General features: G+C 70.0%; 19 protein-coding genes. 15 read left to right on the forward strand and 4 right to left on the reverse strand.

Annotation, left to right across the window (positions count from 1 at the left end):
* Window positions 1-8: 8 nt before the first annotated feature.
* Entirely contained in the window at window positions 9-1,364 is a 1,356-nt protein-coding gene (locus ACRAKF_RS24540) for a M14 family metallopeptidase (protein ID WP_447039585.1), read from the reverse strand.
* Window positions 1,365-1,553: 189 nt separating this feature from the next.
* Between ACRAKF_RS24540 and ACRAKF_RS24545 the strand changes: the two genes are divergently transcribed.
* A complete protein-coding gene (locus ACRAKF_RS24545; protein ID WP_447039586.1) occupies window positions 1,554-2,873 on the forward strand; it encodes an Nramp family divalent metal transporter in 1,320 nt (439 codons plus the stop codon).
* 74 nt (window positions 2,874-2,947) lie between these two features.
* On the opposite strand, the gene ACRAKF_RS24550 is transcribed toward ACRAKF_RS24545, so the two are convergent.
* Window positions 2,948-4,000 carry a chitinase gene (locus ACRAKF_RS24550; RefSeq protein WP_447039587.1) on the reverse strand — a complete coding sequence of 351 codons (1,053 nt, stop codon included), beginning with the start codon at window positions 3,998-4,000 and terminating at the stop codon, window positions 2,948-2,950.
* 209 nt (window positions 4,001-4,209) lie between these two features.
* On the opposite strand from ACRAKF_RS24550, the gene ACRAKF_RS24555 reads away from it, so the two are divergent.
* From ACRAKF_RS24555 to ACRAKF_RS24605, 11 genes are all read left to right on the forward strand, one after another.
* A complete protein-coding gene (locus tag ACRAKF_RS24555; RefSeq protein ID WP_447039588.1) occupies window positions 4,210-5,133 on the forward strand; it encodes a hypothetical protein in 924 nt (307 codons plus the stop codon).
* A 102-nt stretch (window positions 5,134-5,235) separates the two neighbouring features.
* Complete coding sequence (gene cpaB / locus ACRAKF_RS24560; protein ID WP_447039589.1) at window positions 5,236-5,946, forward strand: Flp pilus assembly protein CpaB; 711 nt, start codon at window positions 5,236-5,238, stop codon at window positions 5,944-5,946.
* A gap of 9 nt (window positions 5,947-5,955) precedes the next feature.
* Window positions 5,956-7,584, forward strand: coding sequence for an AAA family ATPase (locus ACRAKF_RS24565; protein ID WP_447039590.1), 1,629 nt, complete (start codon window positions 5,956-5,958; stop codon window positions 7,582-7,584).
* 116 nt (window positions 7,585-7,700) lie between these two features.
* Complete coding sequence (locus tag ACRAKF_RS24570; RefSeq protein WP_447039592.1) at window positions 7,701-8,027, forward strand: TadE/TadG family type IV pilus assembly protein; 327 nt, start codon at window positions 7,701-7,703, stop codon at window positions 8,025-8,027.
* A gap of 88 nt (window positions 8,028-8,115) precedes the next feature.
* Entirely contained in the window at window positions 8,116-9,453 is a 1,338-nt protein-coding gene (locus tag ACRAKF_RS24575; protein WP_447039593.1) for a CpaF family protein, read from the forward strand.
* Window positions 9,454-9,502: 49 nt separating this feature from the next.
* Window positions 9,503-10,450: a type II secretion system F family protein gene (locus ACRAKF_RS24580; protein WP_447039594.1), complete on the forward strand. Its 948-nt coding sequence runs from the start codon at window positions 9,503-9,505 to the stop codon at window positions 10,448-10,450.
* Between the two features lie 75 nt (window positions 10,451-10,525).
* The gene (locus ACRAKF_RS24585) at window positions 10,526-11,413 is read left to right on the forward strand and encodes a DUF5936 domain-containing protein (RefSeq protein WP_447039595.1); all 888 of its coding nucleotides are present in this window, start codon (window positions 10,526-10,528) and stop codon (window positions 11,411-11,413) included.
* A 344-nt stretch (window positions 11,414-11,757) separates the two neighbouring features.
* Window positions 11,758-11,946: a hypothetical protein gene (locus ACRAKF_RS24590; protein WP_373569076.1), complete on the forward strand. Its 189-nt coding sequence runs from the start codon at window positions 11,758-11,760 to the stop codon at window positions 11,944-11,946.
* Window positions 11,943-12,548: a pilus assembly protein TadG-related protein gene (locus ACRAKF_RS24595; RefSeq protein WP_447042150.1), complete on the forward strand. Its 606-nt coding sequence runs from the start codon at window positions 11,943-11,945 to the stop codon at window positions 12,546-12,548. The genes ACRAKF_RS24590 and ACRAKF_RS24595 overlap by 4 nt, the downstream gene beginning before the upstream one ends.
* Before the next feature lie 32 nt (window positions 12,549-12,580).
* Window positions 12,581-13,180 (forward strand): hypothetical protein, encoded by a 600-nt coding sequence (locus ACRAKF_RS24600; RefSeq protein ID WP_447039596.1) that lies wholly within the window; start codon window positions 12,581-12,583, stop codon window positions 13,178-13,180.
* 8 nt (window positions 13,181-13,188) lie between these two features.
* The gene (locus ACRAKF_RS24605; RefSeq protein ID WP_447039597.1) at window positions 13,189-13,911 is read left to right on the forward strand and encodes an OmpA family protein; all 723 of its coding nucleotides are present in this window, start codon (window positions 13,189-13,191) and stop codon (window positions 13,909-13,911) included.
* Here the strand turns inward: ACRAKF_RS24605 and ACRAKF_RS24610 are convergent.
* Window positions 13,901-14,341, reverse strand: coding sequence for a nuclear transport factor 2 family protein (locus tag ACRAKF_RS24610; protein ID WP_447039599.1), 441 nt, complete (start codon window positions 14,339-14,341; stop codon window positions 13,901-13,903). The two genes, ACRAKF_RS24605 and ACRAKF_RS24610, sit on opposite strands and share 11 nt — an antisense overlap.
* Before the next feature lie 215 nt (window positions 14,342-14,556).
* Between ACRAKF_RS24610 and ACRAKF_RS24615 the strand changes: the two genes are divergently transcribed.
* A complete protein-coding gene (locus tag ACRAKF_RS24615) occupies window positions 14,557-15,486 on the forward strand; it encodes a methyltransferase domain-containing protein (RefSeq protein ID WP_447039600.1) in 930 nt (309 codons plus the stop codon).
* Window positions 15,487-16,075: 589 nt separating this feature from the next.
* Here ACRAKF_RS24615 and mgrA read toward each other — a convergent pair.
* A complete protein-coding gene (gene mgrA / locus ACRAKF_RS24620; RefSeq protein ID WP_447039601.1) occupies window positions 16,076-17,113 on the reverse strand; it encodes an L-glyceraldehyde 3-phosphate reductase in 1,038 nt (345 codons plus the stop codon).
* Window positions 17,114-17,314: 201 nt separating this feature from the next.
* Between mgrA and ACRAKF_RS24625 the strand changes: the two genes are divergently transcribed.
* Complete coding sequence (locus tag ACRAKF_RS24625; RefSeq protein WP_447039602.1) at window positions 17,315-18,076, forward strand: isoprenyl transferase; 762 nt, start codon at window positions 17,315-17,317, stop codon at window positions 18,074-18,076.
* Between the two features lie 330 nt (window positions 18,077-18,406).
* Window positions 18,407-19,729 (forward strand): PhoH family protein, encoded by a 1,323-nt coding sequence (locus ACRAKF_RS24630; RefSeq protein WP_447039604.1) that lies wholly within the window; start codon window positions 18,407-18,409, stop codon window positions 19,727-19,729.
* The last annotated feature ends 326 nt before the right edge of the window (window positions 19,730-20,055 follow it).

A 20,055-nucleotide genomic window follows, 5' to 3' on the forward strand; every position in this document is an offset into this window, starting at 1 on the left:
ACGTGTCGTCAGCCCGTGGTGCAGTACTGCGCTTCCTTGCCGATCGAGCGGTACATGCAGTCCGCGTTCTCCAGGAGCTGGAGGACCGCGTCACGGTTGCGGGACGTCTCCCGCTCGATCACCTCGTCCGGAGGGTAGAAGCCGCCGCCCCCGGCGGATGACGGGTACATCTCGAAGGTGTAGCTGAAGATCTTCTGACTGCCCCAGAGCCAGTCGTTGATCGACCCGTCGGTGATGTAGAGGTCGCTGGACTGCTGCGGCGTGTAGCCGTTGCTCGCGGCCATCTTCCGGCCGATCGCCGCGTGCGCGTCACGGTCGTCCTGGGTGAGGCCGGGGCCCGTGTCGGCGTATGTGTAGCCGTACGGCCACAGGACCAGTTCGCTGTACGTGTGGAAGTCGATGGAGGCCCTGAGCTGCTGCTTGCCCCCGACCACGCGGCTGCGGACGAAGTCCGCGACCACCTTCACCTCGGGCGCCGACTCGCCGGCCCGGCCACGGTAGGTGTCCGAGCCCGTGGAGCCGGACGAGCCGCCGCAGCAGCCCCACCGGTAGGCCCAGTTGCGGTTCAGGTCCGTGCCGACGTTCGACGAGCCGCTGTTGGGCTGGCGGTTCTTGCGCCAACTGCGGTACGAGCCGCTCGCGATGTCGTACTCGCCCCCGTCCGGGTTCAGGTCCGGCACGATCCAGATCTCCCGGGAGTCGACCATCTTCTTGATGCGCGCGTCCGTGCCGTAGTCGTCGCCCAGCTCGCGCAGCAGGTACAGCGCCATCTCCACGGTGAGGTGCTCGCGCGCGTGCTGGTGGTGGGTGAAGAGGACCTCCGGCTCGGCCTCGTCCGTGCCCACGTTGTCGCTGATCTTGATGGCGACGATGTCCCGGCCCGAGTAGGACTTGCCGATGACCTTCTTGCTCATCAGGGTCGGATGCGCCGCGATCCGCTGGTCGATCTCCGCCGTCATCTCGGCGTAGTTGTGGTAGCGGGCGTCGGCCGGCGGGAAGTCCTTGGGCTCCACCGCCATGCCGTTCGTACGTTTCGGGGGACCGGGCAGGGCTCTGAGTTCGTAGCCCGCCTTCCGGAGCGAGGCCGCCTCCGCGGCGTCCGCCGAGACGACCACCGCGCGGGCGTCGACCTCGTCGATCGCGACGCCGGTCCGAGCGAGCGCGGTACGGGCGGCGCGGTCGTCGGCCAGCGGGACCTCGTACTGGCGCGTTTCCTCGTCGGCCGCCGCGGCCGCGCTCCTCGACGGGGTTCCGTCGGAGCCGTCCGGCGAGGCGTTGGCGGTCAGGGGCGCCGCCAGGGCGAGTGCCAGCACGGCCGCGAGGGCCGCGGATCTTCTGCCGTTCAAGCGTGTACGGAGTCGCATGAATTCTCCTGGGGGTGGGGGTTGTTCACTGCGACGAGCGGGGTGCGCGGCCACGGGGTGCGTGCGGACCGAGCGACTGCGGATGCGTGCGGGTGCGCGGGCCCATCGTCGATGCGTGGCATGCACTGGTCAACGCTGTCTTTGGCCAACCTCTTGTGCCGCGCCCCCCGATGCGCTTTCTTGATCGGCATGGCTGAAACGACAGGCAGTGGCACCGCCGCCGGGGAAGCGAAGCCGCTTCGCAAGGCGAGCTGGAGGTACGTCGGACCCGGCATCGTCGTCGCGGCGACCGGGGTCGGCGCGGGCGACCTCGTCGCGACGCTCATCGCGGGCAGCAAGTTCGGCTACACGCTGCTGTGGGCGGCGATCATCGGATGCCTCGTGAAGATCTCCCTGGCCGAGGCCACGGGGCGCTGGCACCTGGCCACCGGGCGCACCCTCTTCGAGGGCTGGCGCAGCCTCGGGAAGTGGACCACGTACTACTTCGCGATCTACGTCGTCGTGTGGGGGTTCGTGTACGGCGCCACCGCCATGTCCTCCAGCGCGCTGCCGCTCGTCGCGCTCTTCCCGGACGGGCCCAGCCTCAAGGCCTGGGCCATCCTCTGCGGACTGCTCGGGCTCGCCTTCGTCTGGTTCAACCGGTACGCCGTCTTCGAGAAGGTCATGACGGTCGTCATCGGCATGAAGTTCCTCATCGTCGTCTACGTGGCCATCCGCGTCGCCCCCGACCTCGGCAACGCCTTCGCGGGCCTCGCACCCGTCCTGCCGGACGGCTCGCTGCTCTACACGCTCGGCCTGATCGGCGGCGTCGGCGGCACCATCACCATGGCCGCGTACGGGTACTGGGTGAACTCCAAGGGCTGGACCGACATCAGCTGGGTCAGGGTGATGCGGCTCGACAACCGCGTCGCGTACGTCACCACCGGCATCTTCGTCGTCGCCATGATGATCATCGGCGCCGAGCTCCTGCACTCCACGAACATCGCCCTCACCTCCGGCGACCGGGGCCTCATCGACCTCGGTAACGTGCTGGAGGACAAGTTCGGTGCCGTCACCGCCAAGCTGTTCCTGATCGGCTTCTTCGCCACGTCGTTCGGCGCGCTGATGGGCGTGTGGCACGGGGTGAGCCTGATGTTCGCCGACTTCGTCGAGCGGTTGCGGCGCGAGCGCGGAACCTCCCGTGCCGAGCAGAGCGCCGACGGCATGGTCGCGGAGGTCGCCGCGGGCAAGCGGGAGAAGTCGCTGCCGTTCCGCGCCTACCTGCTGTGGCTGACCTTCCCGCCGATCGGGCTGCTCTTCCTGGACCAGCCGTTCGGCCTCGTGGTCGCGTACGGCGTACTCGGCGCCTTCTTCATGCCGTTCCTGGCCCTCACCCTGCTCTGGCTGCTCAACTCCTCCCGTACGCCCAAGGAGTGGCGCAACGGAATGCTGAGCAACGTCATGCTGGCGGGCGCCGGGCTGCTCTTCCTCGTCCTCTGTGTGCAGCAGGTCCGCGACCTGCCCTGGTGACGGCCCCGAGCACCCGAGAACGGCGGCGTCACCGGGGGAGCGGTGCCGCCGCCGTCCTCAAGCAGGGGGACGGGCTACGGAAGCGCGTGCACGTGCGCTCCCACCGCCTTGGACCAGGCGTTGCCCGCCGTGGCGTCCCAGTTGGTGGACCAGGCCATCGCGCCCCGGATGCCCGGGTAGGTCCTGGATGGCTTGAAGGTGCCGCAGCCGGTCCCCTCGGCCAGGCAGTCCAGGGCGTCGTTCACCACGTCCGGCGAGACGTATCCGCCGCCGGCCGCGCGGGGGGAGGCGGGGACGCCTATGCCGACCTGCGAGGCGTCGAGGCCGTTCTCCAGCTGGATGCAGGCCAGGCCGGTGAGGAAGTCGACCGTGCCCTGGCTGTAGACCTTGCCGTCGCAGCCCAGCATCGAGCCGCTGTTGTAGTACTGCATGTTGACGACCGTGAGGATGTCCTTCACGGCGAGCGCTGTCTTGAAATACTCGTTCTGCGGCGACTGCATGTCGATGGTCTGCGGGGCCATCGTGAGGACGAGGCCCGGCCCAGCCTCGCCGGCCAGCGACTTCAGCGCCTGCGTCATGTACGTCGAGTCGAGGCCGTTCTCCAGGTCGATGTCGACGCCGTCGAAGCCGTACTCCCGCATGAGCTCGTGCACGGACTCGGCGAACGCGTTCGCGGACGCCGCGTCGTTGACCGCCACCGCGCCCTTCTCGCCGCCGACCGAGATGATCACGGACTTGCCCGCCGCCTGCTTGGCCTTGATGTCGGCCTTGAACTGGTCGACGGTGTAGCCGCCGAGGCCCGCCGAGTCGAGGTCGAACGTCACCTGGCCGGGCGTGGCCGTGGCGTCCGCGAAGGCGACGGCGACGATGTCGTAGTCGTCGGGCACGTCGCTCAGCTTCTGCACCTGGGCGCCGTTGTCGAAGTTCTGCCAGTAACCGGTCACCGCGTGCGCCGGGACGGCGCGGGCCGAGGTTTCGGTGCGGGTCGCGGTCTCGGCGCGGGTCGCGGTGTCGGCGGGCTGCGCGCCGGCCGTGCCGACGCCGCTCGTGAAGAGGCCGGTGAGAGCCAGAGCCAGGGCCGAGAAGCCGCCGACGGCGGCCCCCGTCCTGCTGCGTGTGCGAACCACTGCTGCCTCCGTGGGGGGAGAGGAAAACGAGGTGGGGGGTGCTGGACGTACAAGCTGGTCCAGACCAATAAGGGATGTCAAGGCCTCACACCGATCCCACCGGTAGCCCCACCGGAATCCCCCACCTCCACATGAACAGTGGGAAGTTGGGTGTCGAGTCGACCATGACGTGGATATGGTGCTGAGGCAGGAGTGCACGAGGACCGGGGGTGTACGCGTTGCCGACCGCCATAGCCGTCACCGGCCCCGACTCGGTGCTGCCCTCGCCCGACCGGCACACCCCCTCGGCGGCCGTCCTCCAGTCCGCCGTGCAGTCCCCGCGGACGTACTCGCTGGACCAGGCGCTCACCGAGATGGACACGCTCATCGAGCACCACGGCTACGTCGTCATCCTGTGCCCCGCCTCCGCGCCCCCGGCCGTCGCCCACCGGCTGCACGCGATCCGTTCGGTCCTGGAGAGCGACCGCATCGCCGTCGTCCGCTCGGACCTGCCGCCGCTCGGCCTCGCCGTGCTCGCGCTCCAGCTCCGCCAGCTCTCGATCTGCGACTTCAGCCCGGGCGTCCTCGCCTCCGCGGCCCGCCTCCTCTCGCACTACATCTACGCGGGCGCCCTGCTCGGCTCGGTCGCCAAGCTGGACCGCGTCCCCGTCACCCTCCAGTCGCACGCCAAGTCCTGGCTGCCGGGCGCGCGGTTCGCCGTCCTCGCCACGCCGCGGCCCGAGCTGGTCAAGATCTCGGGCGACGGTGGGGCGGCGACCCTGCCGGGACCCGGATTCGGTACGAGGATGCTGTACGCCCCGGGACAACTGGCACCCGGCTGGGTCACCGAGACCCTGGCCCCCGCCTGGAACTGCCAGGAGGTCACCGAGGCGCGCCCGCCCGCCGAGTCCGCGCGCTGGTGGGCCACCGGCAAGGTCGTCGAGTTCGTGGCGGCCATCCCGGACATCTCCGTCCTCTACCAACTGGTGTCGTCCGTCCGCCGCGACGACTGCCACTGGTGCGGGCTCGAACTCATCGGCGACCGCTGCGCGTTCTGCGCGGCACCCCTGCCGCCGGTCATGGACCGCCCCTCGCCACCGCGGCGCACCCTCGCGCCGGGCGGCGCGACCGCCCTGCCACGCGGCGCCACCTAGCCGCCGCCCCCTCCTCGTACCCCGTACGCGACCTACGACCGCACACGCGCCACCACGCTCACCGTCCGTAGCCAACCGCACTCGAACGAGGTAGTCCGGCCCATGAACTCACGCCAGCGCCGCGGTGTCATCCTGCTGGTCCTCTCGGTCCTGTGCGCGCTCGGCGCGTTCGCGGGCGTGCTCTCGGTGATCCGTGACGTCAACTCCAAAGTGGGCCCCGAGACCGCGGCGTACAAGCTCAAGGACGACATCCCGCCCTACCGGGAGCTGACCGCCGAGCAGTTCGAGAAGGTCGAGATGCCCGAGCGGTGGCTCTCCGACAACGCCGTCACCGACCTCCGCGAGATCCGCGGCAAGATCGCCGTCACCCAGCTCAAGAAGGGCTCGCTGCTCCAGTCCGACATGATCGTCCGACGCCCCGAACTGGGCCCGGGGCAGCAGGAGATCGCCATCCTGATCGACGCGGCGACCGGCGTGGCGGGCAAGATCACACCGGGCGCGAAGGTCAACATCTACGCCACCTTCAAGGGCGAGAGCGACAGGGCGAAGGACCAGTCCAAGGTCATCGTGGAGGGGGCCAAGGTGCTCGACGTCGGCAGGCTGACCCCGCTCGAACCGAACCAGGACGACCGCACGCGCCGCAGGGCGTCCGAGGCCGTGCCGATCACCTTCGCCCTCGGCACGGCGGACGCGCAGCGCGTCGCGTACGCCGAGTCGTTCGCGACCCACGTCCGGCTCGCCCTGGTCGGCGCGGGCGGCGACGCCACCGTGCCGCCGCGCGACCGTACGTACACCCTCGACGAGGACAAGTAGGAGGCTCGTATGGCCACCCGGATCCTCCCCGCCGTCGGGGACATCGAGGCCGCCCGCGCGCTGTCCACGCTCGCCGGACAGCTCCCCGACGCCGAACCCGCCCCGGCCGTCGGGGACTCCACCGCGCTCCTCGACACCCTCGCCCGGCTCGCCGCCGAGTCGGTCGACGAACTGCCGGAGGTCGTCCTCGTCCACGAGCGCATCGGGCCCGCCCCCGCGCTCGACCTCATCAGGGACCTCGTCCTGCGCTTCCCCGCCGTCGGCGTCGTCCTGGTCACCGCCGACACCAGCCCCGAGCTGCTCACCGCCGCCATGGACTCCGGCGCCCGCGGCATCGTCGGCCTCCCGCTCGCCTACGACGCCCTCGCCGAACGCGTCCAGGCCGCCGCCGCCTGGTCCACGGGCATGCGGCGCCACCTGGGCGGCGGGAGCCTCGAACTGTACGGGGGGAGCGGCGCGGCTGGCCCGCCCGGCACCGGCACGGTCGTCACCGTCAGCGGCGCGAAGGGCGGCGTGGGGACGACGGTGACCGCCGTCCAGCTCGCCCTCGCGGCCCAGGCGTCGGGGCGCTCGGTCGCCCTCCTCGACCTCGACCTCCAGTCCGGCGACGTCGCCTCCTATCTGGACGTGCAGTTCCGGCGCTCCATCGCCGACCTCGCCGCCATCAGCGACATCACGCCCCGCGTCCTCCAGGACGCCGTCTACACCCACGAGACCGGCCTCGGCCTGCTCCTCGCCCCCGCCGACGGCGAACGGGGCGAGGAGGTCACCGACCGGGTCGCCCGCCAGACCCTCGGCGCCCTGCGCTCCCGGTACGACGTCGTGGTCGTCGACTGCGGCGCCTACGTCACCTCGGCGAGCGCCACCGCCGTGGAGCTCGCCGACCACGCCCTGCTCCTGGTCACCCCCGACGTGGTGGCGGTCCGCGCCGCCAAGCGCGTGGTGCGGCTCTGGGACCGCCTTCAGGTCCGCAAGGCCGAGGAGACCCTCACCGTCGTCAACCGCCACGGCAAGGGCACCGACATCCAGCCCTCCCTGATCGAGCGCGTCACCGGCACCAGGACGGCCCGCACCACCGTGCCCGCCGCCTTCAAGGAGCTCCAGGCCGTGGTCGACGCGGGCCGCATGCAGGACCTGGAGAGCCGCTCCTCGGTCAAGCAGGCGCTCTGGGGCCTCGCGGGCGAACTGGGCATCGTCGAGCCACGGCCCCAGGGCGGCGGCAGGCGGAGCGCCATGTCCCTGCGCCGCAAGGCCGCGTCCGGCGACCGGGGCGCGGTCACCCTCGAATTCGCCGCGATGTTCCCGCTGGTCCTCGTGGTCATGGCCATCCTCTGGCAGTGCGCCCTGTACGGCTACACGTACTCCCTGGCCGGGAACGCGGCGGACGAGGCGGCGCGGGCGTACACGGCGGCACGGGCCGCCGGGGAGGGCGAGGACGAGGCCTGCTCCTCGGCGGCGAAGAAGCACCTGCCCGGCGCCTGGCAGGACGCGGACGTCACCTGCGCGGACGGAGGGGCGGTGTGGAGGGCCCACGTGTCGGTGGACGTGCCGGTGTTCTTCCCCGGCTTCGACACGGGGTGGCACGTCGACGGGGAGGCGGGCGCGGCGAAGGAGGGCGAGGAGGGGGAGACGGGGTGAGGGCGTACGGGATGAGGGCGTCCGGGATGAGGGCGTCCGGGATCTTCGCGGGCCGCCGGGGCCGTGGCCGCCGTGGTCGTGGTCGTCGCCGGCGATGGGGTGACCGGGGTGTCTCCATGCTGGAGTTCGCCGGGTTCCTGCCGATCCTGCTGCTCGTGGGCCTCGCGGCGATCCAGCTCGGCCTGGTCGGCTACGCCGCCAACCAGGCGGGCTCCGGGGCCAGGGCGGCGGCCCGCGCGGCCTCGCAGGGCGACTCCGGGGAGGCCGCGGGGGCGGCGGCCATGGACAGCGGCCTCGAATCCTCCGTCGGCGTCAGCCAGGGCGGCGACACCACGACGGCCACGGTGGAGGTGCGGGTCCCGACGCTGCTGCCCTTCGTGGACAGCGACTGGAGCGTCACCAAGGAGGCCACGATGCCGAACGACGAGGACACGGGGGGCTGAGGGCCGTACCGCAGATGACAGAAGACCTGCCGAGGACCCGTACCGCATGGGAGCGAGACCCGTACCGCATGGGAGGTTGAAGGACGACATGAGCCTGCGCGACCGCGTGGCCCCCACCCGCCAGACCGAGCCGAGCCGTGACGACGGTCTCGTCGCGGTCTACCGCTCCAAGCTCCTGGAGGAGATCGACCTCGCCGAGATGTCCTCGCTCACGGCCGCGGACCGCCGCGTCCGCCTGGAGCGCGTACTCGGCCACATCATCAGCCGCGAGGGCCCCGTGCTCTCCACCTCCGAGCGCGCCCAGCTCATCCGCCGCGTCGTCGACGAGGCCCTCGGCCTCGGCGTACTCGAACCGCTCCTCGCCGACGCGTCCATCACGGAGATCATGGTCAACGGTCCCGACTCCGTCTTCGTCGAGCGCAACGGCCGCGTCGAGCAGCTCCCGCTCCGCTTCGCCTCGAACGACCAGCTCATGCAGACGATCGAGCGCATCGTCTCCACGGTCAACCGCCGCGTCGACGAGTCGAACCCCATGGTCGACGCCCGCCTGCCCACCGGCGAGCGCGTCAACGTCATCATCCCGCCGCTGACCCTCACCGGGGCCACCCTCACCATCCGCCGCTTCCCGCGCGCCTACACGCTGCCCGAGCTGATCGGCCTCGGCTCGCTCGACGAGCACATGCTGATGCTGCTGGCCGCGTTCGTGCGCGCCCGCTTCAACCTCATCGTGAGCGGCGGCACGGGCACCGGCAAGACCACGCTCCTCAACGCCCTCTCCGGTCTGATCCCGGCCCACGAACGCATCATCACCATCGAGGACTCCGCGGAGCTCCAGCTCCAGCAGGACCACGTGATCCGCCTCGAATCCCGCCCGGCGAACGTCGAGGGCAAGGGCCAGATCACCATCCGCGACCTCGTACGGAACAGCCTCCGCATGCGCCCCGACCGCATCATCGTCGGCGAGGTCCGCGGCGGCGAGACCCTCGACATGCTCCAGGCGATGTCCACCGGCCACGACGGCTCCCTCGCCACCGTCCACGCGAACACGGCCGAGGACGCCCTGATGCGCATGCAGACCCTCGGCTCCATGTCGGAGGTGCAGATCCCCTTCGAGGCGCTGAAGGACCAGATCAACTCGGCGGTGGACGTCGTCATCCAGCTCGCGCGCCGCAGCGACGGCTCCCGCAAGATCTCCGAGATCGTGCTGCTCGTCTCGCACGGCCGCCAGCAGTTCCGCATCGTCCCCGTCACCCGCTTCGTGCCCCGCCCGATCGGGCCCGACCGCGTCGTGCACGGCTACTTCGAGCACCTGCCGCTGCCGCGCGAGGTCGCCGACAGGTTGTACGGGGCCGGCGAGCCGGTGCCACCGGCGTTCGGCGTGGCCGACGCCGTCGACGTGATGAACACGAGGGAGGCGATCGGATGACCGCCGGTCGGCCGCGCCCCGGGTCGCACCGTCCGCGAGGCGGGGCCCGATGAACGAACCCGCGCTGCTCGCGCTCGGCGCCACGCTGCTCACCGGCACGCTCGCCGTCGCCGGGGTGCACACATACGCATCGGGGCGCGCCCAGCGCGAGGCCCTGGTGGACCGCCTCGCGCTCGGCCCCGGCAGCGGGGACGGCGGGCCGCCGGGCCGCCCCCGCCGCTTCGCCGCCGTCGACCGCAGACTGCGCCGCACCCGCCTCGGCCGCGCGATCCACCTGCGGCTCTCCTCGACGGGCCTCGACCTGACGGCGGGGGAGTTCTTCACGTACGTGATGGCGGTCGTCGTCGCGTTCTGGGCGATGGCCGCCGCGACGCTCGCCCCCTTCTTCGGGCCGATCGCGGGCGCCGTCGCGGTCTGGAGCGCGGTCGCGTTCCTCAACTGGCAGCGGCAGAAACGCATCGAGGCGTTCATCAACCAGCTCCCCGACGTGGCCCGCATCCTCGCCAACGCCACGGCGGCGGGACTCGCCCTGCGCACCTCCCTGGCCATGGCGGCCGAGGAACTGGAGGCCCCGGCGGGCGAGGAGCTCTCGCACGTGGCCGACCAGCTCACGCTGGGCCGCTCGATCGACGACACCCTGGGCGAACTGGCGCGACGCCTCCCCTCCCGCGAGCTGATCGTCCTGGTCACGACGCTCGTCCTGTCCAACAAGGCGGGCGGCACGGTGGTCAACTCCCTGCGCAACCTCACGCAGACCCTGGAGGACAGGAAGGAGACGCGGCGCGAGGTCCGCACGATGCTGTCGGAGGTCCACGCGACGGCGTTCACGGTCCCGCTGCTCGGACTGGGCTCCCTCCTCCTCATCAACTCGTCGAACGAGGGCGCGCTGGAGCGGGTGACCGGCTCGCCGATGGGCCAGACGCTGATCCTGGTCTCACTGGGCCTCTATGGAATCGGCTTCTTCATGATCAGACGCCTCGGCAAGATCGAGGTCTGATCCCATGACTGTTCCCGTTACTGACCTCGTGCCCGACCCGGTGGCCGAGAACAGCTTGGCGAAGGAGTTACGTTGATGGCGTTGGCTCTGGCGGTGGTGATGGGCCTGGCCGTGGTGGGCGTCTGCCAGGGCATCCGCATGTACCGCGCGGACGCGAAGCTGCCCTCCGACCTCGCCGTGGCCCTGGAGGTCGGCGCGACCCGCGTCTCGGCGGCGGGCTCGGCGGTGGACCGCCTGGGGATGCGCTTCGCCCCGCTGGTGCTGCGCATGATGGGACCGAAGCGGGTCGACGCCAAGCGCCGGCGCATCGACATGGCGGGCAACCCCGGCGGCCTCACGATCGACCGCTACGCGGCGCGCCGCGCGGTCTACGGAGTCTTCGGGGCCCTCCTCGGCCTGATCTTCCTCACCAACGGCTCCCCGCTCTTCGCCCTCCTGACCTTCGCCTTCGGCGCCACGGCCGCGGACGGGCTGATCTGGCAGGCCATCCGCGAACGCCGCGAGGTCATCGACCGCACCCTGCCGGACTTCCTCGACGTCCTCGCGGTGGTGGTCTCGGCGGGACTCGGCTTCCGCCAGGCGCTGGACAGGGTGGCCGAGCGGTACGAGGGGCCGTGGGCGGACGAACTCCGCATCACCCTGCGCCAGATGGACATGGGCGTCAGCCGCCGCCAGGCCTTCGACGCGCTGCGCCGACGCAACGCCTCCGAGCAGGTCGCCCAGTTCGTCTCCGCCCTTCAGCAGGGCGAGGAACTGGGCTCGCCGATCGCGGACACGCTCATCCAGATCGCCACGGACATGCGCCGCACCGACGCCCAGAATTCCCGCCGCCGGGCGGCCAAGACCATTCCCAAGGCGACGATGGTGACGCTGGTCTTCATGCTCCCCGCCACAATGATCCTCATCGCGTCGGGCATGTTCCTGGGCTCGGGCTCCGACTTCGGCTCCATTCTGGGACGTTGATCGCCATGCCAAAGACGTTGACGGCCATGCCAACATCGACGCCGACATCGACTTCGCGAAAACCCTTCGCGGGTGCAACTCGATGTGGGACAGTCGGTCCTGAGTTCGCGGTCGCGGTACGCGGGAGGGGACTTCGTGCATGGTGATCTCACCGAGGGGGAAGAGAATCCGCCAACTTGCGGGGCCGGGGCGCACGAAAGCCCACCGGTTGCGCAGAGTTGCTGCCGAGCCACGTGTTGTCGCGTACGTTGCCCATGGCGACGCCGACGGTGGTCGCGGGGGTCGCGGAATCTGGTGGGAGAGAAGGGGCCGTCGTGCTGAAGGAACGCGTGCTCGAAGTCTGGGTGAACTGGACGTTGACGATCGCGGGTCGCATCCGCGGGCGGGAGCGGGATGCGGGGGCGGGGTTTGTGGAGTATGCGGGGTTGATGATTCTTATTGCGGGGATCTTTGTCCTCATCGACGGTCTCGGGCTCGACGGCCAGATCTCCGGAGCGATCCAGGACGCCGTATCGGACGTGGTCGGCGGCTGAGGCGGGTACTTCCCCGAAACGACCGAGGGCAGACTCTCCCTATCTACATCTGGATGACGGGGATTCTGCTCTTTGTTGCGTTCGCCTTCTTCGCTTTCGCTCAAGCGGCCTCGGCGCGCAACGGCGCGCAGTCCGCTGCGGATGCGGCCGCCCTGGCCGCCGCGCAGGAAGCCAGGGAGGAGCTGGTCGATGGCCTTGGCCTGTCCATCGGCGAAGGCGGGGAATGGCTCGACTGGCTCGCGGGAGATGGACTGACCGGTGCGGGTGCACAGGAGGCGGGTCAGTCGCTCGCCGCGCTCAACGACGCGAAGGCCACTGTCGTGGCGACCGAAGTGAACGGGTACCCCGGCTTTCGGGCCTCGGTCGTCACCAATTACACGGTGGGTGACTCAATCATTCCCGGCACGGAAACCCAGCACGCCAAAGCTGATGCCACTGCTGTCATCAAGCCGCGATGTGACGTCGGCCCGTCGGCAGACCCGGAGGAGGCCGTGGAATTCACGTGCGACGGCGAAGCGCCCATCGAGATCGACCCGGATGACTTCGAGCTGGACGATCTTCCGGAAGCATCCGTTCTCTTCTCTGTCCACCTGGCCGACTGACAAGCGATCGACGAGAGAGGGAAGCCGTAGCCATGAACATTCGGCGCACCATGACGGCCCACAGGGCAATGACCGCGGTGGCGATCACGACTGGGCTGGTCTTCACGGTCGCCGGTTGCGGCGGTGGAGACGGGAAGGAAGAGAAGCCCGGCAAGAAGTCATCGCCCACTGCGTCCGCCGGGCAGGGTGAAGACGACGACAAGGACAGAAGCAGCCGGCCTCCGGCTCAGGACAAGGTCCTGGCCGAGGTGAAGGGTGAGGAAAGCATTACGCTCACCGTCACATCGGCCGTTCGCGACCAAGGCGGATTCGTGACGGTGTCCGGCAAGGTGACCAACAACGGCGGGAAATTCTGGGCCGCTGCCAACTGGCGTGGCGAGGAGCGGGAGCTGAACAAGAACGGCTCCTCCGTGGCAGGTGCGAACCTGGTCGACAACGAGGGGAAGAAGAAGTACCTCGTGCTCCGGGACACCGAGGGACGGTGCTTGTGCACCAAGTTCACCGGAGGCGTCAAGCCAAGCCAGACGGCTGACTGGTACGCGCAATTCCCGGCACCGCCGGAAGGAACCACCAAGGTCAATTTCCAGGTGGGGGCCATGCCACCCGCCCCCATAGAGATCTCCGAGGGGTGAGTGGACCCATGAGCCGTCACCCCCTCACCCGCACCACAAGCACCGCAGGGACCGCAGGGACCCTCGCCCTCGCCGCTGCTCTGGTGTTCACGCTTGGGTCCGGGCCCGTCCGGGCGGACGAAGGGGACCCCAGCGCGCCCCCGGGCAGTACCACCAGCTCCCCGCCCCCCGAAGTGGACTCCAACAGCCCCGGCCTCAAGCTCGCCGACGGGGCGACCCTCGCGCCCGCCAAGGTGCTGGACATCAAGTCGGTCGTCGAGGACCTCGGAGGCGACGAGCGGCGCGAGGACACCAACACGGACGTGAAGTTCGCGCTCCAGGCGGAGGTGCTGTTCCCCAAGGACAGCTCGAAGCTGAACCCGGATGCGACCGCCCGTATCAAGGCGATCGCGACGGAGGCCAAGACGCAGAAGGCCACTGACGTGCGCGTCTTCGGGTTCACGGACAACCTCGGCTCGTACAGCCACGGCAAGACGCTCTCGCGCCGGCGCGCGGAAGCGGTCCACGACGAACTCGCGAGCCACCTGGGCCCCCAGGTCACCTTCTCCGTCCGCGGCTACAGCGAGGACTACCCCATCGCGGACAACGGCTCCGAGGAGGGCCGCAAGAAGAACCGCCGGGTGGAGGTCTCGTTCCCGCGCGGAGCGACCGGTAAGGGGACCAGCGCCGGCACGGACGCCGGCAGCGGGCCCGCGGGGGACTTCGGTACGGAGGGCGGGGTCAGCGGCTGAGCCAGGGATACCGGTCCGCGTCCCCGCCCCCGTAATCCGGGTCCAAGTAGATGAAGCACCGGTGGATCAGCCAGTCCCGGATCTCGAAGACGTCGCAGAAGCGGCCGCCGCCCCACTCGGGTGCCCCGGCCCGCCACGGCCCGTCCCGGTGTTCCCCGTGGCTGGTGCCCTCGCAGACCACCGTGTCGGCGCCGGAGAAGATCCAGTTGAAGCCGGCGTAGTCGTGCGTGATGGAGCGGATGGGGCCGCCCACGTCGCCGAACATGCGGGCGATCTGTGCCTTGCCGTCGGCCAGGCCCCACTTGGGGAAGTAGACCTGGGCATCGTCCGCGAAGAGATCGAGGAGGGGCGTGCCGTCGGCGCTCTTGCCGCCCCGGTCGAAGGCCTTGAGGTAGGCGAGCGCGACCGATTTCCGCTGTTCGTCCGTCATGGTGTGCCGGGTCACTGTCACATGGGGGGAGTCTGACGGCCGGGCGTCGCGCGTCAAGGGCGGACACCGAGAAGTCGGCGTCGAGGAGGCGGCGTCCAGAAGCCGGCATCGAGAGGTCGGCATCGAGAGGTCGGCATCGAGAAGCCGGCACCGAGAAGCCGGCACCGCACGGAAACCCAGATGTAGCGAGGCAGCCGCAATGCCAGGATTGCCCCATGAGCCCCGAGCCCTCCGACCCCACCGGCCGTACGGCTGACCCCAGGCCCCAGGCCAACCCCAGGCCCCAGGCCAACCCCAGGCCCCAGGCCAACCCCAAGCCCCAGGCCAAGCCCGGCCCCGGCCCCAACCCCGCCCCCACCCCCCGCAGCTTCGACGAGCTCGTCGCGGAAGGGGAAGCCGTTCCCACCGCAGGGTGGGACTTCTCCTGGTTCGAGGGGCGGGCCACCGAGGCGCGGCCCTCGTGGCGGTACGCCGAGGCGATGGCGCGGCGGCTCGCCGGGGCTTCGGCCGCGCTCGACATTCAGACCGGCGGCGGTGAGGTGGTCGCGTCGGCCGCCACCCTGCCGCCGCTCATGGTCGCCACGGAGGGCTGGCCCGAGAACGTCGCCAAGGCCACCGCGCTGCTGCACCCGCGGGGCGTCGCGGTCGTCGCGTCACCGGAGGACGCGCCGCTGCCCTTCGCGGACGGCGCCTTCGACCTGGTCACCAGCCGGCATCCGGTGAAGGCCCACTTCGCCGAGATCTCCCGTGTGCTGCGCCCCGGCGGCACGTACTTCGCGCAGCACGTCGGGCCCGCCAGCGTCTTCGAGGTGGTCGAGTTCTTCCTCGGGCGGCAGCCGGAGGAGGTGCGGAACGGGCGCCACCCCGATCTGGAGCGCGCCGAGGCCGAGGCCGCGGGGCTCCAGGTCGTTGACCTGCGGGCCGAGCGGCTGCGGATCGAGTTCTTCGACGTCGGCGCGGTCGTGCACTTCCTGCGCAAGGTCGTGTGGATGGTCCCGGACTTCAGCGTGGAGAAGTACCGGCCGCGCCTGCGCGAGCTGCACGAACAGATCCAGGAGCAGGGGCCCTTCGTCGCCCACAGCACCCGCCACCTCTTCGACCTGCGCAAAGGCGGCGCCAACCCCAGCAGGCCGCTTGGCGGGTGATCCGGGCAAATAGCCGTAGTCCTGGCATACGGCGCCGATATCACACCCCACCCACCCCACCCCGTAAGCCTCAAAATCGAAGCCGTGATTCCGCATCGTTATCAATACTGGCTCGATCCTCCCCTTGGCGTCTTGTAAGTTCAGACCAACGGTAATTCGCGTGAGCAAAGCTGCGCGTGTGGTGCCGTGCGGTGGAGGGGGCCGCACGGCGCCGCCGGTCACCGTCCGGCCTCGCGCTCGACGGTCCGCGCCCCGCGCACGACGGCCCGCGCGCCCGGCGCCCGCTGTTAGCGCCGGGGACCCCCGACGCGTCAAGCGCATGAGCCATGTGGGGGTCACTCCTCGGAGTGTCGCCACGCTCGGCCGGAAAGCGCCCCAGAACCCGGGATTCCGCGGTGGATACGGGGTCGCGCAGTCGTCGCGCGGTCTCGGAGAGTAGTTGTGGCACGCCGATGCACCCGGGATCACTTACGAAGGGTTATGGTGGAAACCCCCCCTCGGGCCGGTCCGTCTCCCCCCCACGGACCGGCCCGATTTTTTGTGCCCGGACTCGGGAACGGGTCCGGGCACAAGCCGCCGGCCCGGCGCCTCAGCCCCGGCCGGCCCAGATGTTCGTGCCGGGCGTCGACACGGCGAAGGTGTCGATGGCCGTCAGCTCCTCGTCGGTGAGCTTCGGCCCGGCCAGCGCCGCCACGTTCTCCTCGAGCTGCTTGACGCTGGACGCGCCGATCAGCGCCGAGGTCATGCGCTCGTCGCGGAGCACCCAGTTCAGGGCGAGCTGGGCCAGGGACTGGCCGCGGCCCGCCGCGATGTCGTTCAGGCCGTTGAGGCGGCGTACGACCTCGTCGCTCAGGAGGTTCGGGTCGAGGGACTTGCCCTGGGTGGCGCGCGAACCCTCCGGGATGCCCTTCAGGTACTTGTTGGTGAGCAGGCCCTGGGCGAGCGGCACGAAGGAGATGCAGCCCATGCCGGCCGCCTCCAGCGTGTCGAGGAGGCCCTCGTCCTCCGTCCAGCGGTTGATCATCGAGTACGACGGCTGGTGGATGAGGGCGGGGACGCCCATCTCCCGCAGCAGGCGCGCCGCTTCGGCGGTCTGCTCGCTGTTGTAGGACGACACGCCGACGTAGAGCGCCTTGCCCTGCTGGACGGCGGACGCGAGCGCGCCCATCGTCTCCTCCAGCGGGGTGTCCGGGTCGAAGCGGTGGGAGTAGAAGACGTCGACGTAGTCCAGGCCCATGCGGGACAGCGAGGCGTCCAGCGACGACAGCAGGTACTTGCGGCTGCCCCACTCGCCGTACGGGCCGGGGTGCATGAGGTAGCCGGCCTTGGTCGAGATGATCAGCTCGTCGCGGTACGGGGCGAAGTCCTGCGCGAAGAGCTTGCCGAAGTTGAGCTCGGCGGAACCGGCCGGCGGACCGTAGTTGTTCGCCAGGTCGAAGTGCGTGACGCCCAGGTCGAAGGCGCGCCGCAGGATCGAGCGCTGGCTGTCCAGGGCCTTGTCGTCGCCGAAGTTGTGCCAGAGGCCGAGGGAAACCGCGGGCAGCTTCAGGCCACTGCGGCCCGTGCGCCGGTACTCCATCGAGTCATAGCGGTCGGATGCCGCGCGGTACAGAGACGTGTCGTTCATGGGTATGAAGCTACTTCAGCCGTCTGCCGTAGGGCTTCGAACACCGTCGGTACTACTCCGGCCGAACCCCGCGCGGGGCCGCGTCAGCCTCTTGCGCACCGAGTTTCTGGGGGCGGCCCGCACAGCGGTAGGGTGTCGCCCTCGGGGCCTGCCCTACGCACCCCCCTTGAGGACCGCCATCTGCTGGAGGGGCTGACACACGTGAACCTGCGCGACCTGGTGTACGGACTTTACGCACGCCGGGTGGAAGGCCGCCTCGATCACGACCAGGTGCCCAAGCACATCGGCGTCATCCTGGACGGCAACCGCCGCTGGGCGAAGGCGTCCGGCGGGACCACCGCGGAGGGCCACCAGGCGGGCGCGTACAAGATCGAGGAGTTCCTCGGCTGGTGCGCGGAGACGGACGTCGAGGTCGTCACGTTGTGGATGCTCTCCACCGACAACTTCGACCGGCCCGACGACGAGCTGACGCCGCTCCTCGGCATCATCGAGGCCACGGTCCGCTCGCTCGTCGCCGACGGCCGCTGGCGCGTGCACCACGTCGGCGCGCTCGACCTGCTGCCGGCCCGCACCCAGAGCGTCATGAAGGAAGCCGAGCAGGCCACGCACGGCAACACCGGGATACTGGTCAACGTGGCGGTCGGCTACGGCGGCCGCCAGGAGATCGCCGACGCGGTCCGCTCGCTGCTCCTGGAGCACGCCGAGAACGGCACCAGCCTGGAGGACGTCGCGGAGAGCGTCGACATCGACCTGATCTCCAAGCACCTCTACACCAGCGGCCAGCCGGACCCCGACCTGGTGATCCGTACGAGTGGGGAACAGCGTCTGTCCGGGTTCATGCTCTGGCAGTCCGCTCACTCCGAGTACTACTTCTGCGAAGTCTTCTGGCCGGCCTTCCGCAAGGTCGACTTCCTGCGCGCGCTGCGTGACTACGCGGCCCGCCACCGCCGTTACGGGGGCTGACCCGTACCACCCCATGAGGTCGGGGTAATCCAGAGTTAACCAACGCGTCGTCATATGCCCTGGCATGGCTGCGCTTGTTCGAGGGAATAACCCTTCCAGGTCGGCGTCCCAGCAGTATCCGACAGGGACGTCGTATCTCAGCGGGCGGCACAAGGCCGTCCGCCCGGGAGGCCCTTTGCACCAGGACGACCGTGTGGACAGCACGGGCGACATGGAGGGCCGGTCCTCGGTCCGCGCATCGCGGCCGTGTCCGGCCTGGATCACACCCGCCAGCCCGTCCGGCATCCCTCCCGTCGCTCCCCGACCTCATCCGAGGGGGTACGTCCTTCCGTGGTGACCAGCACGAAGCGCCGCATGCCCGACAGGCGCACCTATGTTCTCGACACCAGTGTCCTGCTGGCCGATCCGAACGCCCTGACCCGCTTCGACGAGCACGAAGTCGTGCTGCCGGTCGTCGTGGTGACGGAGCTGGAGGCCAAGCGGCACCATCCGGAGCTCGGCTACTTCGCCCGGCAGGCGCTGCGCCTGCTGGACGACTTCCGTATCCGGCACGGCCGTCTGGACGCCCCGATCCCCATCGGGGAACTGGGCGGCTCACTGCGCGTCGAGCTCAACCACTCCGATCCCGGCGTGCTCCCGGCCGGCTACCGGTTGGGGGACAACGACTCACGGATTCTCGCGGTGGCCCGCAACCTCCAGGCCGAGGGGTACGACGTCACGGTCGTCTCCAAGGACCTGCCGCTGAGGATCAAGGCGTCCTCGGTCGGGCTGCTCGCGGAGGAGTACCGCGCCGAACTCGCCATCACGGACTCCGGCTGGACCGGCATGTCCGAACTGACGCTCTCCGCGGAACAGGTCGACCTCCTCTTCGAAGAGGCCACCCTGTACGTGCCCGAGGCCGCGGACCTGCCCGTGCACACGGGTCTGACCGTCCACTCGGAGCGCGGCAAGGCCCTCGGCCGCGTCACGCCCGAGGGCAACGTCCGTCTCGTACGCGGTGACAGGGAGGCCTTCGGCATCAAGGGCAGGAGCGCCGAGCAGCGGATCGCGCTCGACCTGCTCCTCGACCCGGACATCGGGATCGTCTCGATGGGCGGGCGCGCGGGCACCGGCAAGTCGGCGCTCGCGCTCTGCGCCGGTCTGGAGGCGGTCCTGGAGCGCAGGCAGCACCAGAAGGTGATGGTCTTCCGGCCGCTGTACGCGGTGGGCGGGCAGGAGCTGGGCTATCTGCCGGGCACCGAGGCCGAGAAGATGGGCCCGTGGGCGCAGGCGGTCTTCGACACGCTCGGTTCGGTGGCGGGCAAGGAGGTCATCGAGGAGGTGACCGCGCGCGGGATGCTGGAGGTCCTGCCGCTCACCCACATCCGTGGGCGCTCGCTGCACGACGCGTTCGTGATCGTGGACGAGGCCCAGTCGCTGGAGCGGAACGTCCTTCTGACCGTGCTGTCCAGGATCGGGGCCAACTCCCGTGTCGTCCTCACCCATGACGTCGCCCAGCGCGACAACCTCCGGGTGGGGCGGTACGACGGAGTGGTCGCCGTCGTGGAGAAACTGAAGGGGCATCCGCTCTTCGCGCACGTCACGCTCACGCGCTCCGAGCGTTCCCAGATCGCGGCCCTGGTGACCGAGATGCTGGAGGAAGGCCACATCTAGCTCAGTTCACGGCAGGAGCACCACAGTTGGCGCCGCCCGGCAAAGCGAAGGAGCCTAGCCGGGCGGCGTCTTGCCGCGCCCCCTTTTCCGAGAATCTCCTGGGGCAAACGGAGTGTGAGCTTTAACACGCAACAGAGAATTGCCTTGCGGCGTCCGGCTGGGGCAGAGTCTCAGTCCTGTCAGGCCCCGCATGCGACACACGAGTATCCCCAGCGGTACGAAACAACAGAACTTCATAGTGGCCGTCGCATGCCGCCCGAGCATCACGCGGCTCTCCCTGTACGGGAGTTGCCCACCGGGTCCGTGCCTCCCGTGACCGATCGCAA

The organism is Streptomyces sp. DSM 118878 (genome assembly GCF_052936595.1).